Annotated in this window: 20 protein-coding genes and 1 pseudogene; 9 read left to right on the top strand and 12 right to left on the bottom strand. The window is 56.9% G+C overall.

Features of this window, described 5'->3' with window-relative positions; translation table 11 throughout:
• Position 1: 1 nt before the first annotated feature.
• Positions 2-1,402: a YchO/YchP family invasin gene (locus tag WFN87_RS06655; RefSeq protein WP_336818166.1), complete on the bottom strand. Its 1,401-nt coding sequence runs from the start codon at positions 1,400-1,402 to the stop codon at positions 2-4.
• Between the two features lie 161 nt (positions 1,403-1,563).
• Between WFN87_RS06655 and WFN87_RS06650 the strand changes: the two genes are divergently transcribed.
• The 3 genes from WFN87_RS06650 (at position 1,564) to WFN87_RS06640 (ending at position 4,283) form a co-directional block, all read left to right on the top strand.
• Complete coding sequence (locus WFN87_RS06650; RefSeq protein WP_008454206.1) at positions 1,564-1,917, top strand: DsrE/DsrF/TusD sulfur relay family protein; 354 nt, start codon at positions 1,564-1,566, stop codon at positions 1,915-1,917.
• Positions 1,918-2,027: 110 nt separating this feature from the next.
• Positions 2,028-3,815, top strand: coding sequence for a methyl-accepting chemotaxis protein (locus WFN87_RS06645; RefSeq protein ID WP_336982334.1), 1,788 nt, complete (start codon positions 2,028-2,030; stop codon positions 3,813-3,815).
• 222 nt (positions 3,816-4,037) lie between these two features.
• Positions 4,038-4,283, top strand: coding sequence for a DUF1883 domain-containing protein (locus tag WFN87_RS06640; protein WP_008454200.1), 246 nt, complete (start codon positions 4,038-4,040; stop codon positions 4,281-4,283).
• A gap of 35 nt (positions 4,284-4,318) precedes the next feature.
• Here the strand turns inward: WFN87_RS06640 and WFN87_RS06635 are convergent, their stop codons facing one another.
• Positions 4,319-5,014: a gamma-glutamylcyclotransferase gene (locus WFN87_RS06635; RefSeq protein ID WP_336982335.1), complete on the bottom strand. Its 696-nt coding sequence runs from the start codon at positions 5,012-5,014 to the stop codon at positions 4,319-4,321.
• Positions 5,015-5,586: 572 nt separating this feature from the next.
• Here WFN87_RS06635 and chaA point away from each other — a divergent pair.
• Positions 5,587-6,690: a sodium-potassium/proton antiporter ChaA gene (gene chaA / locus WFN87_RS06630; protein ID WP_166873271.1), complete on the top strand. Its 1,104-nt coding sequence runs from the start codon at positions 5,587-5,589 to the stop codon at positions 6,688-6,690.
• Positions 6,691-6,850: 160 nt separating this feature from the next.
• Here chaA and kdsA read toward each other — a convergent pair whose 3' ends face one another.
• From kdsA to hemA, 6 genes are read right to left on the bottom strand one after another with little or no spacing between them, the layout of a single operon-like run.
• Positions 6,851-7,705 carry a 3-deoxy-8-phosphooctulonate synthase gene (kdsA, locus tag WFN87_RS06625; RefSeq protein ID WP_008454194.1) on the bottom strand — a complete coding sequence of 285 codons (855 nt, stop codon included), beginning with the start codon at positions 7,703-7,705 and terminating at the stop codon, positions 6,851-6,853.
• Positions 7,706-7,729: 24 nt separating this feature from the next.
• Positions 7,730-8,539 carry an invasion regulator SirB1 gene (gene sirB1 / locus WFN87_RS06620; RefSeq protein WP_008454192.1) on the bottom strand — a complete coding sequence of 270 codons (810 nt, stop codon included), beginning with the start codon at positions 8,537-8,539 and terminating at the stop codon, positions 7,730-7,732.
• Positions 8,540-8,541: 2 nt separating this feature from the next.
• A complete protein-coding gene (locus WFN87_RS06615; RefSeq protein WP_008454190.1) occupies positions 8,542-8,931 on the bottom strand; it encodes a SirB2 family protein in 390 nt (129 codons plus the stop codon).
• Positions 8,932-8,951: 20 nt separating this feature from the next.
• Complete coding sequence (gene prmC, locus WFN87_RS06610; protein ID WP_336982336.1) at positions 8,952-9,782, bottom strand: peptide chain release factor N(5)-glutamine methyltransferase; 831 nt, start codon at positions 9,780-9,782, stop codon at positions 8,952-8,954.
• Complete coding sequence (prfA, locus tag WFN87_RS06605) at positions 9,782-10,864, bottom strand: peptide chain release factor 1 (RefSeq protein WP_008454187.1); 1,083 nt, start codon at positions 10,862-10,864, stop codon at positions 9,782-9,784. The genes prmC and prfA overlap by 1 nt, the downstream gene beginning before the upstream one ends.
• 36 nt (positions 10,865-10,900) lie before the next feature.
• Positions 10,901-12,157: a glutamyl-tRNA reductase gene (gene hemA, locus WFN87_RS06600; protein ID WP_008454185.1), complete on the bottom strand. Its 1,257-nt coding sequence runs from the start codon at positions 12,155-12,157 to the stop codon at positions 10,901-10,903.
• Between the two features lie 202 nt (positions 12,158-12,359).
• Between hemA and lolB the strand changes: the two genes are divergently transcribed.
• The 4 genes from lolB to dauA all read left to right on the top strand — a co-directional run bounded on the left by lolB (position 12,360) and on the right by dauA (position 16,724).
• Positions 12,360-12,983 (top strand): lipoprotein insertase outer membrane protein LolB, encoded by a 624-nt coding sequence (gene lolB, locus WFN87_RS06595; protein ID WP_008454183.1) that lies wholly within the window; start codon positions 12,360-12,362, stop codon positions 12,981-12,983.
• A gap of 2 nt (positions 12,984-12,985) precedes the next feature.
• Positions 12,986-13,852 (top strand): 4-(cytidine 5'-diphospho)-2-C-methyl-D-erythritol kinase, encoded by an 867-nt coding sequence (gene ispE, locus WFN87_RS06590; RefSeq protein ID WP_336708272.1) that lies wholly within the window; start codon positions 12,986-12,988, stop codon positions 13,850-13,852.
• Positions 13,853-13,977: 125 nt separating this feature from the next.
• Positions 13,978-14,925 (top strand): ribose-phosphate diphosphokinase, encoded by a 948-nt coding sequence (gene prs / locus WFN87_RS06585; RefSeq protein ID WP_008454180.1) that lies wholly within the window; start codon positions 13,978-13,980, stop codon positions 14,923-14,925.
• A 116-nt stretch (positions 14,926-15,041) separates the two neighbouring features.
• Positions 15,042-16,724 carry a C4-dicarboxylic acid transporter DauA gene (dauA, locus tag WFN87_RS06580; RefSeq protein WP_336982337.1) on the top strand — a complete coding sequence of 561 codons (1,683 nt, stop codon included), beginning with the start codon at positions 15,042-15,044 and terminating at the stop codon, positions 16,722-16,724.
• 15 nt (positions 16,725-16,739) lie between these two features.
• Here the strand turns inward: dauA and WFN87_RS06575 are convergent, their stop codons facing one another.
• Both WFN87_RS06575 and WFN87_RS06570 read right to left on the bottom strand, forming a co-directional pair.
• Entirely contained in the window at positions 16,740-17,030 is a 291-nt protein-coding gene (locus WFN87_RS06575; RefSeq protein WP_442892757.1) for a tautomerase family protein, read from the bottom strand.
• Positions 16,966-17,705: pseudogene (locus WFN87_RS06570) on the bottom strand (SDR family NAD(P)-dependent oxidoreductase). The gene WFN87_RS06575 and the pseudogene WFN87_RS06570 overlap by 65 nt, the downstream one beginning before the upstream one ends.
• A gap of 117 nt (positions 17,706-17,822) precedes the next feature.
• Between WFN87_RS06570 and WFN87_RS06565 the strand changes: the two are divergent.
• Complete coding sequence (locus WFN87_RS06565) at positions 17,823-18,734, top strand: LysR substrate-binding domain-containing protein (protein ID WP_166991977.1); 912 nt, start codon at positions 17,823-17,825, stop codon at positions 18,732-18,734.
• On the opposite strand, the gene WFN87_RS06560 is transcribed toward WFN87_RS06565, so the two are convergent.
• Positions 18,691-19,743 (bottom strand): MerR family transcriptional regulator, encoded by a 1,053-nt coding sequence (locus WFN87_RS06560; protein ID WP_336982341.1) that lies wholly within the window; start codon positions 19,741-19,743, stop codon positions 18,691-18,693. The genes WFN87_RS06565 and WFN87_RS06560 overlap by 44 nt on opposite strands.
• A 123-nt stretch (positions 19,744-19,866) precedes the next feature.
• Positions 19,867-20,145, bottom strand: a complete 279-nt coding sequence (gene ychH, locus WFN87_RS06555; RefSeq protein ID WP_008454166.1) for a stress-induced protein YchH — start codon at positions 20,143-20,145, stop codon at positions 19,867-19,869.
• Positions 20,146-20,220 lie beyond the last annotated feature (75 nt).

Genomic DNA, 20,220 nt, shown 5'->3' with positions numbered 1-20,220 from the left:
GTTACTCCTCCGGCAGCAAGGAGTAACGCGGGTCACTTTCGGGGGCAATCAGCAGCGGTGCGGCAGGCTGGAGCACAATCTCATTCGACGAGACGCGCTGCCCCTTTTCGTCTTCCACGGTGACCGACAGGTGATATTCATTTGCGGCACCTGCCTGCCACGCAGGCAAAATAATGCTCCAGCCGTCGGTGCTGAGCGGCCGTGCCGGCGGCGTCAGGCTGAGCACCTGGGTATCTCCCTGCCATACCAGCCGCCGGATGCCATGCGTCGCTTTCACCTGCAGCTTAAGCAAAACCGTTTCTCCCGGCTGCAGCTGCCACGGCGGCGTGGCCAGGAATACTGACAACGTTTTACGCTGACGGAACTGCATCACCGGGGCGGACTCGCGCTCAACGCTATCGTAGCGGCTGCCGCGCAGGGAGCTGGTCGCGGCCACTTCGTCCGCCGAGAGCTGCTTCTGCAGCGGCACCCCGAAACGATAATTCAGCTTGAGCCCCAGATTTTCCTGCGCGACGCCGCTTTCACCCTGCTTGTGCTGGGCCGTGAGCGTGATCAGCGGCACGGGCGTATAGTTAATGCCCATCGTCACCGCGACTGGGTTTCGGTATCCGCTATCGCTGTCGAAGAGCGTGACGTTGTCACCAAAGTATTGTTCGAAGCTAAGACTGGTCGCAATATGCCGATAAAACGGCAGCCAGGCCTGCGCCGTGACGTCATAGCCCCGGGCCAGGCGCTGCTCAAGCGTGTCGGTTTGCCCGCGCCAGCCGTTCAGCGGCTGGTAATAATTGGCCGAAAGCCGCAGGTATTCGCCCCAGGCTTCGGCGCCAAATCCCGCCCGCTGTAGCTGCGTAGTCAGCTGATTATCGTAGAACGAGTTGTAGCCCAGTAGCCAGCTTCCGGCGACCCAGCGCTGCCCCAGCCCGAGGTTACCGGTGGTGCCGTATTTTTGCTGGCTAAAGCCGAGCTGGCTCCAGGTCAGATAGCGGCTGTTGTCCTGCCAGGGCGTGAAAAGCGAACCATTGCTGCCCTTCCAGCTCCCGTGTTCATCCACCCGCAAATTGACGCTGGCTTTGCCCCAGGGCGAAAGCAAAGCCTGGGTTTCATCGGTCACTTTGTCGGCCAGTAAATCTCTCAGGCTGGTAAAAGCGAACAGTCGCGCCTGCTCGCCGGTATCCAGCCCGTTGTCCACCATGCTGTCTTCGCCAAACTTCTTCGCCATTGCGGCAATCCTGCGCGCGGCAGCATCGGTTTCAGGCGCGAGGCCCATGTTCGGCAGGTCATCAGCGGGAGAAGAGAAAGGGTTTTGGGCCGCGGGAACAACGTTGTTTGAGGTACTCATTGCCCCTCCCGGACGAGGGAGCAAACAACACAAGGTTAAAAGCGGAACGGCAAATCTACGCATTGATTAAGGATAACACACTGGTTTTGCTCTTAACCCACCGGGGAGACATGCATGCACGACTCCAGGATTAATCCTGCTTTTCCGGGCACAAATCATACCCAGCGATAACTCAGGGCGATACACTGCTTCTCACGCTCAACGTTATCATCAAGGAGAAACTCATGCAGAAGATAGTCATTATTGCCAACGGGGCGGCGTACGGCAGCGAATCGCTTTTTAACAGTTTGCGGCTGGCCATCGCCCTGCGCGACCAGGAGCCGCAGCCAGAAGTAAAACTGTTCCTGATGTCCGATGCGGTGACCGCTGGCCTGCGCGGTCAGAAGCCCGCCGAGGGATACAACATTCAGCAGATGCTCGAGATTCTCACCGCGCAAGGTGTGCCGGTGAAGCTCTGTAAAACCTGTACCGACGGGCGCGGGATCACCAGCCTGCCGCTCATTGAAGGCGTTGCCATCGGCACGCTCGTTGAACTTGCCGAATGGACGTTAGCGTCGGACAAAATCCTCACTTTCTAATTATTTCAGCGCGGGAATATTATTTGCTTATACCCTCTCCCGCGCCATCAAGTTACCTGCATTTGTTGCCGATATTTTGCTTAGGACAACACAGCAGCAGGATAATAATTATGGTTAAATCTCTTCGTACACGTCTTCTTTTAGTCACGGCAATTTGCCTGGTCTCAGCTCTATGTCTCAACACCTTCATTAATTACGCCGTCACCAGCCGCGATAACCAACGTGCCATCACCGACACACTAACCAGCACCAGCCTGAGCCATTCCGTCGCTATCGGCGACTGGGTCAGCGGTAAAATGGCGATCGTTAGCTCCCTGGAAAACACCGCGCTGAGCGAAGATCCCATCCCGGTCTTCACTCAACTGGCCAAAGCCGGCGGCTTCACCAATATCTACGTCGGTTATGCGAATAAAACCGCAAAATTTTCTGACCCAACGGGGGTACCGGCCGACTTCGACCCCACCGGGCGCCCGTGGTATCAACAGGTGGTGAAAGACGACGCTCCCGTCGTCACCGCTCCTTACGTGGATGCCGGTACCGGTAAGCTGGTCGTGACTTTTGCCGTGCCCATTAAGCAAAATGGCAGCCTTAAAGCCGTCGTCGCGGGGGATGTGGCGATGGACAGCGTGGTGGCGAACGTGCGCAGCATTCACCCAACGCCCGCCAGCAGCGGGCTGCTAATCAACAGCGATGGGACATTGATTGCCGCTCAGGATCCGACCCTGACGCTGAAAGCCTTTTCTGATGCCGTTCAACAGGCTGATTTACCTCAGCTACTCGGCGATACACATCGCGCCGTCGGCATAATCAGCGGGCAAAGTAAACAGCTGATGGCTACGCCGATTAGCGGCACGCATTGGTATCTGGTCGTGGCCCTCGACGAGCATGATGCCACCTCCGGGATGCGCGCTTTGCTGAAGGCTTCCGCCATCGCCCTGCTGGTGTTGGTGCTGATTTCTGGTGCAATTGTGCATCTGCTGATCGGTAAGGTGATGAGCCGCCTCGGGACAATTCGCGACGGGATGCGCGCCATCAGCAACGGCACAAATGATCTATCTCAGCGGTTGCCGGAAACGGGTCACGATGAAGTGACGGAAATCGCCCACGCCTTTAACGCCTTCAGCGACAAGTTGGGCGTAGTCATGACCCAGCTCAGGGATTCAAGCGCCTCGGTGAAAGTCGCCGCCAACGAAATTGCTGCAGGCAACCAGGAGCTTTCTGCCCGCACCGAGCGGGCCGCCTCCAGCCTGCGAGAAACAGCCAGCGCCGTAGAGCAGATCACCGCCTCTGTCGCAAATTCTACCGCTTCTGCCGCTCAGGCCAACGCTCAAGCCCACAGCGCCGGTGAAGCCGCTGAACGCGGGGGTGAAGTGGTCTCGAAGGTTATTACCACCATGCAGGCCATTGAGCTGGCCTCCGGCAAGATTGGCGATATTACCGGCGTCATTGACAGCATCGCTTTCCAGACCAACATCCTGGCGCTAAATGCCGCCGTTGAGGCTGCCCGCGCCGGTGAACAAGGCCGGGGATTTGCCGTGGTCGCTGGCGAAGTGCGCAACCTCGCCAGCCGCAGCGCACAGGCGGCGAAGGAGATCAAAAGCCTGATCGACTCCACCACCGCAAGCGTTGCAGATGGCTCGCTTTACGTGCGCCAGGCCGGTGAGGCGATGGACAAAATAGAACAAAGCGTCGGCAGCGTTTTGGTCATCATGCGCGAGATAACCCTCTCAACCGACGAACAGATGAAAGGGATTCAGGAGATTAATCACGCGGTGACCCATCTGGACAATATGGTACAGCAGAATGCTGAACTGGTAGTGGAATCCGCGGCGGCGGCGGGTGCATTGCAAAGTCAGGCTGGAGAGTTAGCGGAAACCGCGGGGCATTTCCGTATTTAATGATGCGCGGGCGGACGTTTGCCAACGAAACGCCCGCCAGCTGAAAGGTTTCAGGCACAATATGATTATTGTTTAATCGTTGCGGCATTTTTTGATCAATATCAGCATTTACCCCTCTCGGCTCTGGTGTGATGCCACGAGTGATTTGTGAACAACATCACGAACCAGGACAGCACCTTTGGGGGCCAGCAGGCCATGTTTGATGCGGAAGTGGAGTGAAAAATGCCAGTAGTAAAAGCCAGTCTAAAACTTTTTGGTGGCGATACCGTGGTTGTTCGCTGTTCGAATAACTGTCATATCCATTTGATGTGCGACTCAGACAGGCGCGGTAGCGCGGAGGCCGACGTGCTAAGCGTACAAAATCGCCAGTCGGCCTATATCGCCGTGCCCTATAGCGGGACCTGGAAGGTGCTGATCGACAGTCATACCCAGTCGCTGGAGCACTCCATCAGTTTTGTTCCGGCATAAAACACTGAGGCCACCTTTCGGTGGCCTTTTTCTTACTATGCAAAACCAGGCTGCAGCCCGCTGTTATCCTCATGCCCGCTCAGCCAGGCCCGCACCTGGTTTGCCAGTTCGGACATACAATCGTCCTTCATCCCGTGCTTTTTCATTTCCTGCTCGAGCGAAAAAAGATACTGAGCATTGGTGCCCAGCGGCCCGCTGGCAGAAGCGATCAGCGGCGCGATGGTTTCTGCCCGGGTATCCGCCTCATAAAGCGGGTGACGCGGGTCCATAATGAACACCAGCGCGTTGACCATTCGCCCATCGTCCAACTCGAGTTTGCACCAGGTTGGCAAATAGCAGCCGGTAATCATCTCCCGCTTCCAGACCAGCGTCAGTTCGTCTTCCAGGCCAGCCTCCGGCAACCGGTAAGCCAGCCCGGTCGTTCTGCCGCCCTCTTTAAGCGCGAGCATACGTCCAGGGCGGCAGGCGGTTCCACGCCCCGCCGTCAACCGCAGGCAAAATGCACGATGCCAGCCCACCAGCATGCCGGGGGCTGACTCTTCAAATTCAAAAGCCGGGTTCCACATCAGTGAACCGTAACCAAAGAGCCATACCGGACTTTGGTCTGGGCGACAAGCGAGCGTGGCGGCAAGAGACGCCGAACGCTGCTCAGGGGACCACAGTAACGATTCCTCAATGGCACCAAAAGCCGTCTTACAATCCGCTTTCATTAAGAAATCACGCGTTAACACGATATACCTCCGCCACTGCTTGCTTCCGTGCGACTGCACACGCTGCGCCTTCCCGGCATTTATTGACAACTTTTGCCTACTAATAGAGCAATATATCAAGACCATAAGCAATTCACCGCGCGCTGGCAAGCATGATAGCGATCACAAAACAGATAAATTGTCATTTTTTCTTGCCAGACTGATGTGTGTTACCCTGTCGCCAATAAATTAGTCACACATAATGGAGGGTTAATTTTCATAACACTTCTTTTTGTAAACAATGCACTCGCCCGTTACTCTATCGCTAACATACTGATTTCGCGCCCAGGTTGTGATTTTCATGCCCATACCCGGGACTAACACCGTCAAAAACAGCGGTTATTTGACTGAATGCAATTCATATCAATATGTTTTATTTAAATTAAATAAAGAATACACGCCATTTCGGTGCACCAGACTTAAATTCAAATAAATGCCGTAAAAATAAGTAAATTTTTAACTAAAAGTAACGGTTTTTTGCTAGTTTATATGACTTCAAAAACCTGACTATAATGATCAAAACAGGTTATCGCCTGCAGAGATGGAGAAGTTGAATGACAAAAACACAACATGAGGCGGTAAAAACCCGCCACAAGGAGAGTTCTCTCATTTTCCCGGTACTGGCACTGGCGGTACTGGCGATGTGGGGGTCAAGCCAGTCCCTGCCGGTGGTTGTCGGCATCAATATTTTGGCGCTGGTCGCCATTCTGGGCAGTGCCTTTAGCGTTGTTCGCCACGCGGACGTGCTGGCGCACCGTCTGGGTGAACCCTACGGCTCACTGATTCTGAGCCTGTCGGTCGTTATTCTTGAAGTTAGTCTGATTTCCGCGCTGATGGCCACCGGCGATGCAGCCCCAACGCTGATGCGCGACACGCTCTATTCCATCATCATGATTGTGACCGGCGGCCTTGTGGGCTTCTCCCTGTTGATGGGCGGCCGCAAATTTGCCACGCAGTACATGAACCTGTTTGGTATTAAACAGTACCTGATCGCGCTCTTCCCGCTGGCGGTGATCGTGCTGGTGTTCCCGATGGCTCTTCCGGGCGGCAATTTCTCGCTGGGTCAGTCCCTGCTTGTAGCGCTGATCTCTGCCGCCATGTACGGCGTATTCCTGCTGATTCAGACGAAAACGCACCAGAGCCTGTTTGTTTACGAGCACGAAGATGAAGGCGACAGCGACGACCCGCACCACGGCAAGCCATCCGCGCACAGCTCCGCGTGGCACACGGCCTGGCTTATCGTCCACCTGATTGCAGTGATTGCCGTGACCAAGATGAACGCCAACCCGCTGGAGCATCTTCTGGACGCGATGGATGCCCCGGCCCAGTTCACCGGCTTCCTGGTCGCCTTGCTGATTCTGTCTCCGGAAGGGTTGGGCGCGTTAAAAGCGGTGCTGAGTAACCAGGTACAGCGCGCCATGAACCTGTTCTTCGGTTCCGTGCTCGCCACCATTTCTCTTACTGTACCGACGGTGACGCTGATTGCCTGGTTCACCGGCAACGACCTGGTTTTCGCCCTCGGCATGCCGCAGATGGTGGTGATGATGGCGGCGCTGGTCCTGTGCCAGATTTCGTTCTCCACCGGACGCACCAACGTGCTTAACGGCACCGCGCACTTGGCGCTGTTTGCCGCCTACCTGATGACAATCTTTGCCTAAGTAAACAGCAAGACCGCCTGTAAAGGCGGTCTTTAATATTTGCTCCCCCTCCCACGGGGAGAGAGCATCAGGCCACTACGGACTCATTTCGCTGTCTCCCTCAAGAGAGGGAGCCAAACATAAAAAAACCCGCCGAAGCGGGTTTTATTTTTTGCAGCAATTATTTGCTGGTGTCCAGCGGCTCGAAGTTCTTCACCAGATCGTCAATCGCTTTAATCTGGGTCAGGAAAGCTTCCAGCTTCGCCAGCGGCAGCGCAGATGGGCCATCGCAGCGGGCGTTATCCGGGTCCGGGTGCGCTTCAATAAACAGACCCGCCAGACCAGTAGCCATCCCGGCGCGAGCCAGTTCAGTCACCTGCGCACGACGACCGCTTGACGCCGCACCAAACGGGTCACGGCATTGCAGCGCGTGGGTGACATCGAAAATCACCGGCGCGCCGTTAGAGACCTGCTTCATCACGCTGAAGCCCAGCATGTCGACAACCAGGTTGTCGTAGCCGAATTGCGTGCCGCGATCGCACAGGATGATTTTGTCGTTGCCGCCTTCGGCGAATTTATCCACGATGTTGCCCATCTGACCAGGGCTGACAAACTGCGGCTTCTTCACGTTGATGACGGCGCCGGTTTTGGCCATCGCTTCAACCAGGTCGGTCTGGCGAGCCAGGAAAGCTGGCAGTTGAATCACATCAACCACGTCAGCCACAGGCTGTGCCTGGTGAGCTTCATGCACGTCGGTAATGATTTTCACGCCGAAGGTCTGCTTCAGCTCCTGGAAAATCTTCATGCCCTCTTCCAGGCCCGGGCCACGGTAGGAATGAATGGATGAACGGTTAGCTTTATCAAAAGAGGCTTTGAACACGTACGGGATACCCAGCTTTTGGGTCACGGTCACGTAGTGTTCGCAGATGCGCATCGCCAGGTCGCGGGACTCCAGCACGTTCATGCCGCCAAACAGCACAAACGGCAGGTCGTTTGCGACGTTGATATCGCCAATGTTAACCACTTTTTGTTTCATATGTTCGCCTTATCAGGTGTGAACTTAATGCAGGGTAATCTGCTTGTGCGCAATCGAATTGATTTGCGCCTTAATCATTTCGCTAATTGGATCTTCCGGGCACTGCTCAACAAAATAGCTCAAGTCGTTGAGCGCCACGTGCTCGCAGTCCAGCTGCGCATAAATCAGGCCGCGGTCGCGAATTTCGTACGGATCTTCCGGATTAAACTGCAGCAGTACTTCGCTGGCGCGCAGCGCCATCTCCATCTGCCGCTCCTCCATCAGCGCGGACTTGAGCGTATCCAGCAGCTTGCGGATCACCTCCGCGTTGTCGGACTCGTCAAGATCTTCGTCGAACAGCTCCGCCGTCGGGTTAATATTGCCCTTGATCCACACTTCCAGCGTGTGCTCATCCAGCGTATCGCCGTTAAACGGATTGATAAGCCACATTTCGCCGTCCATCCAGTCGGCACGCAGAATAAGCTGCGTCGGGAAAATCACCGGCATCAGCGGAATATCAAGCTGCTCGGCAAGCCACAGCAAAATTGCCCCAAGGGAAACCGCGCTCCCCTGACGACTTTTTAAAACGTTGTCCAGCCACAGGGCGTCGGACAGGCGATACACGCCGCCTGAGTCCTTAAAGCCCCATTCGCCGTAAAAGAGTTCCAGCAGTTTTTCCAGCTGCAGGTCGGGATGTGTCCCCAGGCAAATCTCTTCTTTTGCCAGCTTCACCAGTTCCCCGAGCTGTGCTTTCACTTCTGCGGTCGGGAAATCATCCCGAATCAGCTGCGAGACCAAAATCATGCCCTCGCAGAGCGGTGCCTGATTAAATTCGAAATCGGCTAACGACTTCATACTTACCCCAATATCGGTATTTTAGTGGTGGCGAGTTTTATGATGATGTAAAGCACCACCAGCCCCAGCAGAAAAGCAAACCAACGAACCTGCTGGCTGCGCGGACGTTTTCCCAGCGCGATAAAACCTAAAGCGATATAGATAATAACGCCAAACAGCTTTTCAGTCAGCCACGTTCCCTGCGGCGTAAAAGGATAGAAATGCGTAACCATAACCAGCGCAAAACCGCTGATCAATAACAGCGTATCATTAACGTGCGGTACGATGCGCACCCAGCGCTTGCCGGACATCACAGACCCGCGATATTGCCACCAGTAGCGTAAAACAAACAGGCTGATTGAAATAACGACGGTGAAAATATGCAGATATTTAAGTGAAAAATAAGTCGCCAAAATGTCTGTTCCTTAATAAGTCAAAGATAGCGTCCTGACGTCAGGCGATCGTTATCGCCATAATCTTTGTAGGTTGCAACCTCGGTGAAACCGGCATCCCGTAGCAAACGCTGCACGCTTTCGCCCTGCGTCCAGCCGTGCTCCAGCACCAGCCAGCCGCCGGGTTCAAGAAAACGGCGTGAATCGTTAACCAGGGTTTCTAAATCGGCCAGACCATGATTCTCCGCTACCAGCGCGCTTTTCGGTTCAAAGCGAACGTCACCTTCACTGAGGTGCGGATCGGCTTCGTCGATATACGGCGGATTACTGACAATCAGCGCAAAGCGCTGGGCATCAAGGGCGTTAAACCAGTGGCTTTGCAACACCCTGACGTTGGTTATGCCCAGGTTTTCTGCGTTCGTTTTCGCCAGCGCCACGGCTTCCGGCACCACGTCCAGCGCGGTGACGTCGCAGTCAGGACGTTCGCTGGCCAGCGCCAGAGCGATAGCGCCCGTCCCGGTGCCAAGATCTAACATTGCGCACGGGGTTTTCGGCAGCTTAGTTAACGCATGTTCGACGAGGCATTCGGTATCAGGACGAGGAATCAGCGTCACCGGAGAAACGCGCAGCGGCAGCGACCAGAACTCACGTTCGCCCACAAGGTGTGCAATCGGTTCACCGCGCTCCCGGCGAGCCAGAAGCCCATCAAGCTCGGCTTGCTGGGCTGGCGTCAGCGAGATTTCACCAAAAGCGAGAATAAACGTGCGGGATTTGCCGGTGACAAATCCCAATAAAATCTCCGCATCTCGCTTTGGGCTTTCGCTTTGCGCCAGGCGCTGAACGGCCTGGCGAAGCCATGACTGAAACTCCATTAATCCTGCTCGGACAGCGCCGCGAGCTGATCGGCCTGGAACTCCTGCACAATCGGCTCGATCAGGGCGTCGATTTTCCCTTCCATCACTTCATCCAGACGGTAAAGCGTCAGGTTGATGCGGTGATCGGTCACGCGCCCCTGCGGGAAGTTGTAGGTACGGTTGCGGTCAGAGCGGTCGCCGGAGCCGAGCAGGTTACGGCGAGTGGAAGCCTCTTCCTGCTGACGTTTGGCGACTTCGGCGGCGCGAATTCGCGCCCCCAGCACGGAAAGCGCTTTAGCTTTGTTTTTATGCTGGGAACGTTCGTCCTGGCACTCCACCACAATGCCGGTTGGCAAGTGAGTAATACGGATTGCGGAGTCGGTGGTGTTAACGTGCTGCCCGCCCGCCCCAGAGGAACGGAAGGTATCGATGCGCAGGTCCGCCGGGTTAATGTCCGGCAGTTCCGCCTCTGGAATTTCCGGCATCACCGCCACGGTACACGCGGAAGTATGAATACGCCCCTGGGATTCCGTGGCCGGAACACGCTGCACGCGGTGGCCGCCGGATTCAAATTTCAGGCGGCCATAGACACCCTCGCCGCTGATTTTTGCGATCACTTCTTTGAAGCCGCCGTGCTCGCCTTCGTTGGCGCTGATGATTTCAATCCGCCAGCGGCGGGCTTCGGCATAGCGGCTGTACATGCGGAACAGATCGCCGGCAAACAGCGCAGCTTCGTCCCCGCCGGTGCCGGCACGAACTTCGACAAACGCATTGCGCTCATCGTCGGGATCTTTTGGCAGCAGCAGAACCTGAAGCTGCTGCTCCAGCTCTTCGCTGCTGGCTTTGGCTTCGGCCAGCTCTTCCTGCGCCATTTCGCGCATTTCCGGATCGCCGAGCATACTTTCTGCGGTCTCAATGTCTTCCTGTACCTGACGCCATTGCAGGAAACAGCGCGATACATCGCTTAACTGGGCATACTCACGAGACAGGGCGCGGAAACGGTCCTGATCGGCAATGGTCGAGGCATCGCCTAGCAGGGCCTGAACTTCTTCATGGCGCTCCTGCAAGGCTTCCAGTTTGGCAACAATAGAAGGCTTCATGGGCGGTGGTTCACCTTGTAATAAGAGTTGTGTGTGCTAATCCAGCCCGAGGCTGTTACGCAGGATTTGCAGGCGTTCGTCGTCCCCGTCACGGGCAGCCTGCGTGAGCGATTTGGTTGGGGCATGAATCAGGCGATTGGTCAGTTTCCAGGCCAGATCCTGCAGTACGGATTCCGCGTCGCCGCCCTGTTGTAGGGCAGCCAGCGCTTTGGCAGCCAGGTCGTCTCTCACCTGCTCTGCCTGACTACGGTATTCACGAATGGTCTCGGAGGCGCTTTGCGCGCGCAGCCAGGCCATAAATTCACTGCATTCCTGCGCCACGATAGTTTCAGCCTCAACCGCCGCCGCTTTGCGCTGCGCAAGGTTGCTCTGAATAATGGCCTGCAGGTCGTCCACGCTGTAAAGGTAGGCGTTCGCCAGCTTACCGACTTCGGGTTCGACGTCACGCGGTACGGCGATGTCTACCAGCAGCATCGGCTGGTTACGACGGGCTTTAAGCGCGCGTTCCATCATCCCCTTGCCGATGATAGGCAGCGGGCTGGCGGTAGAACTGATGATGATATCGGCATCCGCCAGACGTTCGTCAATTTCACTCAGGCTAATCACTTCCGCGCCGACCTCATCGGCCAGCACCTGAGCGCGTTCTCGGGTACGGTTGGCGATAATCATCTTCTCAACTTTATGCTCGCGCAGATGGCGGGCAACCAGTTCGATAGTCTCCCCGGCACCGACCAGCAGGACCGTTACCGAGGAGAGCGATTCAAAGATTTGCCGTGCCAGGGTGCAGGCGGCAAACGCGACGGAAACGGCGCTGGCGCCAATGTCGGTTTCGGTGCGCACGCGCTTGGCAACGGAGAAGGACTTCTGGAACATGCGCTCCAGCTCGCTGGAAAGCGAATGGCCTTTTTGGGAGTCGGCAAAGGCTTTTTTTACCTGCCCGAGGATCTGCGGTTCGCCCAGCACCAGTGAATCCAGGCCACTGGCCACGCGCATCAGATGGCTGACGGCGTCGTTATCGTGGTGCCAGTAAAGGCTTTTACGCACTTCCTCTTCGTTGAGGTTGTGGTAATCACACAGCCAGCGCACCAGCCCTTCGTGCAGGTTTTCCTGTTGCTCAACGCTCAGATATAACTCGGTTCTGTTGCAGGTCGACAGCACCACTCCGCCCTGAACCATAGGCTGTTCCAGCAAACTGCCCAACGCCTGGTCGAGCGTGTCTGGCGAAAACGTTACACGTTCTCGCAGCGATACCGGCGCGGTTTTGTGGTTAATTCCTAACGCTAACAGGGTCATGGAGCGGTCTGAGTAATACCGATGTTGATAAGGATTTCTGGTCGCATCATACAGGATGAGCCGAATCAATAAAAGAGAGCTTCTCCCTGTGGAGTAAGTGGATGATTTATGATTTAAGACAACATGACCGTAGACGCCCTGCCGCCCGCCCGCTAGCATGAACGGTTGACCACAAAAATGAATTTAAGGATTTGCTGCCGCCATGTTGATGCCAAAAGCCCGCCTGATGCGCCTTCTGCCCCTTGCCAGCCTCGTGCTGGCCGCCTGTTCAGTCACCCAACCGAGCGGCCCGGGCAAAAGTCCTGACTCGCCGCAGTGGTTAGAACACCAGCAACAAGTGCAAAAAATCACCCAATATCAGACGCGTGGCGCTTTTGCTTATCTCTCCGATAGCCAAAAGGTATATGCCCGCTTTAACTGGCAGCAAACTGCCCCTGACCGTTACCGCCTGCTGCTGACCAACCCGCTCGGCAGCACCGAGCTTGAGCTTAATGCTCAGCCGGATCGGGTTCAGTTAACCGACCGCGACGGCAAGCGCTACACCGCCACAGATGCGGAAGAGATGATCGGCAAGCTGACCGGGATGCCTATTCCGTTGAACAGCCTGCGCCAGTGGATGCTCGGCCTGCCGGGCGACTCCACGGACTACAAGCTGGACGACCAGTACCGCCTGCGCGAAGTAAACTACACCCAGGGCGGCAAAACCTGGAAAGTGGTGTACAGCGATTACGACAGCAAAACCCAACCTTCTCTGCCGTCCAACATGGAATTGCGCGAAGGCGACCAGCGTATCAAGCTGAAAATGGACAGCTGGACGGTGAAATAATGATTTCCCGCTGGCCTGCCCCTGCAAAACTGAACCTGTTTCTGTACATCACCGGCCGCCGTGCCGACGGTTATCACAACCTGCAGACCCTGTTTCAGTTTCTTGATTATGGCGATACGCTCACCATCGAACCGCGTTCCGACGGCGTCATTCGGCTGGTAACGCCGATTGACGGCGTGCCTGATGAAGAAAACCTGATTGTGCGCGCCGCCCGTATGCTGATGGAATTCGCGGCAGAAAAAGGCACCCTGCCCGCGGGCGCAGGCGCCGATCTCGGCGTTGAGAAGCAGCTTCCAATGGGCGGCGGGCTGGGCGGCGGCTCCTCCAACGCGGCTACCGTACTGGTGGCACTGAACCAGCTCTGGAAAACCGGCTGCAGCGAAGACGAACTGGCCGCGCTGGGCATTCGCCTTGGTGCCGACGTGCCGGTATTTGTCAGGGGCCACGCCGCCTTTGCTGAAGGCGTCGGTGAAATCCTGACGCCGGTCGAACCTGAAGAAAAATGGTACCTGGTTGCTCATCCGGGCGTCAGTATTCCAACGCCGATCATTTTTGGCGATCCTGACCTCCCGCGCGAAACCCCGGTCAGGTCAATTACGACGTTGCTAAAATGTGAATTTGTCAACGATTGTGAGGTTATCGCAAGAAAACGTTTTCGCGAGGTTGATGCCGCGCTTTCCTGGCTGTTAGAATACGCGCCGTCGCGCCTGACCGGCACCGGCGCTTGTGTGTTTGCTGAATTTAACACCGAGCACGCCGCCCGGCAGGTGCTTGAGCAAGCCCCGGAATGGCTGCATGGGTTTGTTGCGCGAGGCGTTAATAGATCTCCGCTGCATCAGGCCATATCCGGGCAAGCTGGGCATTGGTGACAACGTCACCTCGTTTCAGACGTTGCATCGTGCTCTTTAATACACCGCCTGGATGGGGGCTACCCCGCCCGCACATTATGCGGTAGCAACCATCCGCCACTGGACGCATGCCTGAGGTTCTTCTCGTGCCTGATATGAAGCTTTTTGCTGGTAACGCCACCCCGGAACTAGCACAACGTATTGCCAACCGCCTGTACACCTCCCTTGGTGACGCCGCCGTCGGTCGCTTTAGCGACGGTGAAGTAAGCGTACAAATCAACGAAAATGTACGCGGTGGTGATATTTTCATCATCCAGTCCACCTGTGCCCCAACGAACGACAACCTGATGGAGTTGGTTGTTATGGTTGATGCCCTGCGCCGCGCTTCTGCAGGTCGTATCACCGCTGTTATCCCTTACTTTGGCTACGCTCGTCAGGACCGCCGTGTGCGCTCCGCTCGTGTACCCATCACTGCGAAAGTCGTTGCTGACTTCCTCTCAAGCGTAGGGGTTGACCGTGTTCTCACCGTGGACCTGCACGCTGAACAAATCCAGGGCTTCTTTGACGTCCCGGTAGACAACGTCTTCGGTAGCCCAATTCTGCTGGAAGATATGCTGCAAATCGGCCTGGAAAACCCAATCGTGGTTTCCCCGGACATCGGCGGCGTGGTACGTGCCCGTGCTATCGCTAAGCTGCTGAACGACACCGATATGGCTATCATCGACAAGCGCCGTCCGCGCGCTAACGTTTCCCAGGTTATGCATATCATCGGTGACGTGTCCGGCCGTGATTGCGTACTGGTTGACGACATGATTGATACTGGCGGCACCCTGTGTAAAGCAGCTGAAGCGCTGAAAGAACGCGGCGCTAAACGCGTATTCGCCTATGCCACTCACCCTATCTTCTCCGGTAACGCGGTTCACAACCTGCGCAACTCGGTGATCGACGAAGTGATTGTCTGCGATACCATCCCGCTGTCTGACGAAATCAAAGCTCTGCCAAACGTCCGTACCCTGACCCTGTCCGGTATGCTGGCAGAAGCCATTCGTCGTATCAGTAACGAAGAATCTATCTCTGCGATGTTCGAGCACTGATAGACGTTGCTTTTAAAACCCGCTGCGGCGGGTTTTTTCGTTTTTGAACTACTCTTTTTCAATGCCTCCTTCACCTGCCTGAACGACAGATGATGCGCTCACGGATGGAATCACAAGTGAAAACCGTATCTTCTTCTCACGTAATGCCATTCCGCGCCCTGATTGATGCCTGCTGGCGCGAAAAGTACACCCTGTCCCGCTTTAGCCGGGACGCCATCGCCGGTGTGACCGTCGGGATCATCGCTATTCCTCTGGCTATGGCGCTGGCCATCGGCAGCGGCGTTGCGCCGCAGTACGGTTTGTATACTGCCGCCGTGGCCGGGATTGTCATCGCCCTTAGCGGCGGCTCGCGCTTCAGCGTCTCCGGCCCGACAGCGGCTTTCGTGGTGATCCTCTACCCCGTCGCGCAACAATTCGGGCTTGCTGGCCTGCTGGTTGCCACGCTGATGTCCGGGATATTCCTGATCCTGTTTGGGCTGGCACGCTTTGGGCGGCTTATCGAATACATTCCGCTGTCGGTGACGTTGGGCTTTACCTCCGGGATAGGCATCACCATTGCGACGATGCAGGTGAAAGACTTTTTCGGCCTTACGCTGGAGCACGTGCCGGAACACTACCTGAATAAAGTGGCCGCGCTGGCGATGGCGCTGCCCACGCTGAATATGGGCGACGCTGCGATCGGCATCGTGACGCTGGCGGTGCTGATTCTCTGGCCGCGCCTGGGGCTTCGCCTGCCGGGGCATCTGCCTGCGCTGCTGGCGGGCTGCGCCGTGATGGCGATGGTGACTTTGCTTGGTGGTGAAGTTGCGACGATTGGCTCCCGGTTCCACTACGTGCTTGCCGACGGCACCCAGGGCAACGGCATTCCCCAACTGCTGCCTCAGCTAACGCTCCCGTGGGCGATGCCAAATTCGGACTTTACGCTTAGCTGGGACTCACTCAGCGCCCTGCTACCTGCGGCGTTCTCTATGGCCATGCTGGGTGCCATCGAATCCCTGCTTTGTGCGGTGGTGCTGGACGGCATGACCGGCACCAAACATAACGCCAATAGCGAGCTGGTCGGCCAGGGGCTGGGAAATATTATTGCCCCGTTCTTCGGCGGAATTACCGCCACCGCGGCCATTGCTCGCTCAGCCGCCAACGTGCGTGCCGGGGCAACTTCGCCTGTGGCCGCCATTATTCACTCGCTGCTGGTGATCCTGGCCCTGCTGGCGCTCGCCCCTCTGCTTTCCTGGCTGCCTCTCTCGGCGATGGCGGCCCTGCTGCTGATGGTGGCGTGGAACATGAGCGAGGCGCATAAAGTCGTCAACCTGCTGCGCCGGGCGCCGAAAGACGACATCATCGTGATGCTGATCTGCATGTCGCTGACCGTGCTGTTTGACATGGTGATTGCCATCAGCGTCGGCATTGTGCTGGCGTCGCTGCTTTTCATGCGACGCGTGGCTCGAATGACCCGCCTCGCGCCGCTTAGCAATGTGAATGTGCCTGAGGATGTGCTGGCGCTGCGCGTCACGGGGCCGCTGTTCTTTGCCGCTGCCGAAGGATTGTTCATTCAGCTGGCCCAGCAGGTGCCGGGGCATCGGGTGGTTATTCTGCAATGGGATGCGGTTCCGGTGCTGGACGCAGGGGGTCTGGATGCCTTCCAGCGCTTTGTAGAGAAAATGCCGGAAGGCTGCGAACTACGGGTGACGAACCTTGAATTCCAGCCGCTGCGCACGCTCGCGCGGGCTGGCGTGAAACCGATTCCCGGCCGCCTTGCGTTCTTCCCGGACGTTCAGGCCGCACTGGCCGCCAATTAGCGGCCAGGTTCACTCTTACTCCTGCCCGGCTTCGCGTCGCCGCCGGGCGCTCACGCTTTCACGGTTCACGCCCCAATTGTCGGTTTCAACCTCGTCGATAACCACAAAGGTGTCGGCGGGCTTTTTGTTTAATACCTGCTCCAGCAGGTCGGTGACGCCCTCAATCAGCGCCAGCTTTTGCTCTGCGCTGACCCCTTCCCGGGTGACGCGAATATTAATGTATGGCATAGCGGCTCTCCTGTTACCAAACCCCGGCGGTGCTGCCGCCGTCCACGGCCATGACCGTGCCGCTGACGAACTGTGAATCCGTCAGATACAGCACGGCGTTTACCACATCCTGCACGGTGCCTGTCTTCCCGCTCGGCGACAGCGTGCTGAGAAAACCTATTGAGCCTGAATAGTCCGCGTGCAGTGGCGTTTCGATAATGCCAGGCGCAACGGCGTTAACCCGCACATTATCCGCCGCCAGCTCTAAAGCCAGCGCCCTGGTCGCCTGATTCAGACCGCCCTTCACCATCACCGGCAACAAGGCAGGCACCTTGACGTTAGGCTGCATGGCCACGCTCGCCGTGATGTTCACAATGTGCCCCGACTTGTTTTTGCTCATATGGCTGGCGGCCTGCTGGGACGGGAACAGAAACCCTTTCAGGTTGGTGTTAATCAACGCGTCGATATCCTGCTCGCTGTAGTCGCTCGCCGGTTTCGGGATAAAGATCCCGGCGTTATTGATCAGAATATCCACACGGCAAAAGCGGCGATAGCCTGCTTAAACAGTGCTTCTGCAGTGGTCTTCAGCGCAATATCTCCGGCCACCAGCAGGAAATTCGCCGGGTTACCGAGGCTTGCCGCCGCCGTTTCTAAGCGCTTCAGCGTTCGGCCATTGCCGACAACATTGTAGCCGCGAGCCAGGTAAGCCTGCGCGATAGCCAGGCCGATGCCGCTTGAGGCGCCGGTCACAATAACGGTTGGGGTTGAGTTCATGATTTGCTCCTGTGGGTGAATGTGGAGCTCACTATACTTATGACACAATGACCGATAAATTAGCCATCCGTAACATGACAAGATACCTCATGTAATAAATAGAAAGAGAACATCGGAATGAAACGCCACTTCGAAGAGATGCAGATCGGCACGCTGGAGCTGTTTTGCCAGGCCGCGGAACAGCTGAGCTTCAGCGCGGCGGCCAATTTTATGGGGATCACGCCCGCGGCGGTCAGCCGCTCTATCGCCCGCCTGGAAGAGCGCTTAGGCGTGCGCCTGTTCGTGCGTACAACCCGCCAGATCAGGCTGACAGAAAGCGGGGAGCGCTATTTCCGCCAGTGCCAGCAGGCGCTGCAGCAGCTCAGAGAGGCGGAGCGGGAAGTCACCGGCGCACAGAGAGAACCCGCTGGCGTGCTGCGAATTAGCCTCCCTACCCCGTATGCACATCATCGAGTGCTGCCGCTGCTGCCGGAATTCAGGCAGCTTTACCCCCGCGTCTCGGTGCAGGTTCACATCAGCAACCGCAACATCGACTTTGCCGATGAAAGTTACGACATTGCCATTCGCGGCCGCTCACCTCAGGACTCATCGCTTATTGCCCGCAAGCTCGAAGACGCGGAGCTTATCACCGTGGCTTCTCCGGTCTATTTAGCCCGGGCGGGAATACCCCAAACGCTGGGCGACTTAAATCACCACGAGTGCATCCAGTTTGAGCTGCCGAGCACCGGGCGAAAAGTCCCCTGGACGTTCAGCGTCGACGGCAAAGATACCGACATTTTTACCCGCGGCGGCTTTACCTGCGCGGAAGATGTGTTGGGAATAGTGGCGCTTGCCAGAAGCGGAGCGGGCCTGATTCAGACCTACCGGTTTATTCTGGAGCAGGATGTGGCCGACGGAACGCTGGTTGAGGTGCTGCCGGAGTACGGCGGCACCTCACGACCGTTTATTTTACTTTATCCTCACGCTCGCCATCTCTCTTTACGCGTCAGGAGCCTGGTTGATTTCTTAGTCCAGCGGCTTGGAACATAGCGCCAATCGCCCTCTGCAGCCAGGCCAGCACCTCCGGCGTCATCCAGGTGCCTTTGGCAAGCTCTGGCTCGTTCGCCATTGCGGTGCGGAATTTTTGCTGCGTCTGCACAGACGGCCCGGCAAACGACTGAAACAGTTCCAGCCAGCGACGTGCTAGCTGCTGCGCCTGCTCTGATTCAGCCTGCACGCCTTCCGCATTGGCCTTACGCACCGCGGCCACCAGCGGCGGCCACTCCTGCATACGGTCGAAATAGTGGCGGCTGGTGAAAGCAAACTCCTCATCGTTGAGGTAGCGCCGGTAAATGTTCAGCTTGCTGTGGCCGAATGCGTGCGTTACGTATTCGGTCAGCGCCGGCGAAATCCCGGTCTGGCGGGCCATGTCCGGCTCAGCCTGATGCATTTTGTTCAGGCGAACCAGAAAATCCGGCTCACCCGCCGTGTCACGCTCCAGGATTTCCATCCAGTGCGCCGCCAGCCGCTGGGCGCGCTCATCCGCCGGTGGAACGCCCTGGGCATGAAGCACGGCCACCTCGTCGACCAGTTGTTTCCATTCCCCGTCACGGCGGCTATCAGCCTGCGCAAAAGGCAGGCGCTCTAACTCTTCTTTTGAAAAATAGCGATCGTACATCGTCATTAACTCCAGCGTAGTCAGCCATTCCTCGAGGTCAGGTTCTGCGCCGCTGCGCAGAGTTTCACGTAGCGTAACCAGCCGCTGGCGCAGCACGGCGATTTCAGCCAGCTGGCCATCCAGCACGGAGATCTGCGAATCCAGGATCTCCTGGAGCGACAGCGCCTGACGCTCGAGACAGTCGCGCACCTCACCCAGGCTCATTCCCATCCGGCTCAACGCCTGAATATGATGCAGCCGGGCGATATCCAGCCGGTTATACAGCCGATAACCCGCGGCGGTGCGGGCAGAAGGCAGCAACAGGCCTATAGCTTCATAGTGGTGTAGCGTCCGTACCGTGATCCCGGCACGCTTTGCCAGTTCACCTACTTTGAACAACATGTCCTGCTCCTTTTGGCTTCTGCTGAGAGGGAGTGTGCAGCCTCACGTAACGTGAGGGTCAATCCGTTAAGCATAAAAAAAACGGCCCCTGAAAAGGAGCCGTTTCTCAAAATCTGCTAAATATTAGCTGTGGCGATGATGTTCATCCCGGCGGCAGCGTTTATCGTAATGGCGAACCCACCAGTAACGGTCACAGACCTGTTCACGTCCGCCAATACGCGCCCCGGCAAGCCAAAGTACGGCCCCAACGAAGATGCTCAGCACGGCACCGTGGGCGAAAAACTGCGGCAGGTTTAGCTGCGGGAGCTGGTTCAGAATTGAATAGCCCACGCCGACCACCATCACAACCAGTCCCAATCCCATGAGGACATTACCGAGTAACGAAGCGTTTCTGCGTTTCATATGTCACCTCCGCACTATTACGGGTCGGTGGGGAACATCCCCTATCCTTGTGACTAAAGTATAGACAATGCCCCT

The sequence above is a fragment of the Cedecea sp. AS113 genome (assembly GCF_037152415.1).
GTDB lineage: Bacteria > Pseudomonadota > Gammaproteobacteria > Enterobacterales > Enterobacteriaceae > Cedecea.
Note: the sequence above shows the minus strand (reverse complement) of the source record. Positions and strands in the feature narration are given on the sequence as shown.

Bases quoted from the DNA above. Each gene is read 5' to 3' on its own strand.
- WFN87_RS06655 (WP_336818166.1), bottom strand. From the start codon at position 1,402: ATGCGTAGATTTGCCGTTCCGCTTTTAACCTTGTGTTGTTTGCTCCCT.
- WFN87_RS06650 (WP_008454206.1), top strand. From the start codon at position 1,564: ATGCAGAAGATAGTCATTATTGCCAACGGGGCGGCGTACGGCAGCGAA.
- WFN87_RS06645 (WP_336982334.1), top strand. From the start codon at position 2,028: ATGGTTAAATCTCTTCGTACACGTCTTCTTTTAGTCACGGCAATTTGC.
- WFN87_RS06640 (WP_008454200.1), top strand. From the start codon at position 4,038: ATGCCAGTAGTAAAAGCCAGTCTAAAACTTTTTGGTGGCGATACCGTG.
- chaA (WP_166873271.1), top strand. From the start codon at position 5,587: ATGACAAAAACACAACATGAGGCGGTAAAAACCCGCCACAAGGAGAGT.
- kdsA (WP_008454194.1), bottom strand. From the start codon at position 7,705: ATGAAACAAAAAGTGGTTAACATTGGCGATATCAACGTCGCAAACGAC.
- sirB1 (WP_008454192.1), bottom strand. From the start codon at position 8,539: ATGAAGTCGTTAGCCGATTTCGAATTTAATCAGGCACCGCTCTGCGAG.
- prmC (WP_336982336.1), bottom strand. From the start codon at position 9,782: ATGGAGTTTCAGTCATGGCTTCGCCAGGCCGTTCAGCGCCTGGCGCAA.
- prfA (WP_008454187.1), bottom strand. From the start codon at position 10,864: ATGAAGCCTTCTATTGTTGCCAAACTGGAAGCCTTGCAGGAGCGCCAT.
- hemA (WP_008454185.1), bottom strand. From the start codon at position 12,157: ATGACCCTGTTAGCGTTAGGAATTAACCACAAAACCGCGCCGGTATCG.
- lolB (WP_008454183.1), top strand. From the start codon at position 12,360: ATGTTGATGCCAAAAGCCCGCCTGATGCGCCTTCTGCCCCTTGCCAGC.
- WFN87_RS06565 (WP_166991977.1), top strand. From the start codon at position 17,823: ATGAAACGCCACTTCGAAGAGATGCAGATCGGCACGCTGGAGCTGTTT.
- WFN87_RS06560 (WP_336982341.1), bottom strand. From the start codon at position 19,743: ATGTTGTTCAAAGTAGGTGAACTGGCAAAGCGTGCCGGGATCACGGTA.
- ychH (WP_008454166.1), bottom strand. From the start codon at position 20,145: ATGAAACGCAGAAACGCTTCGTTACTCGGTAATGTCCTCATGGGATTG.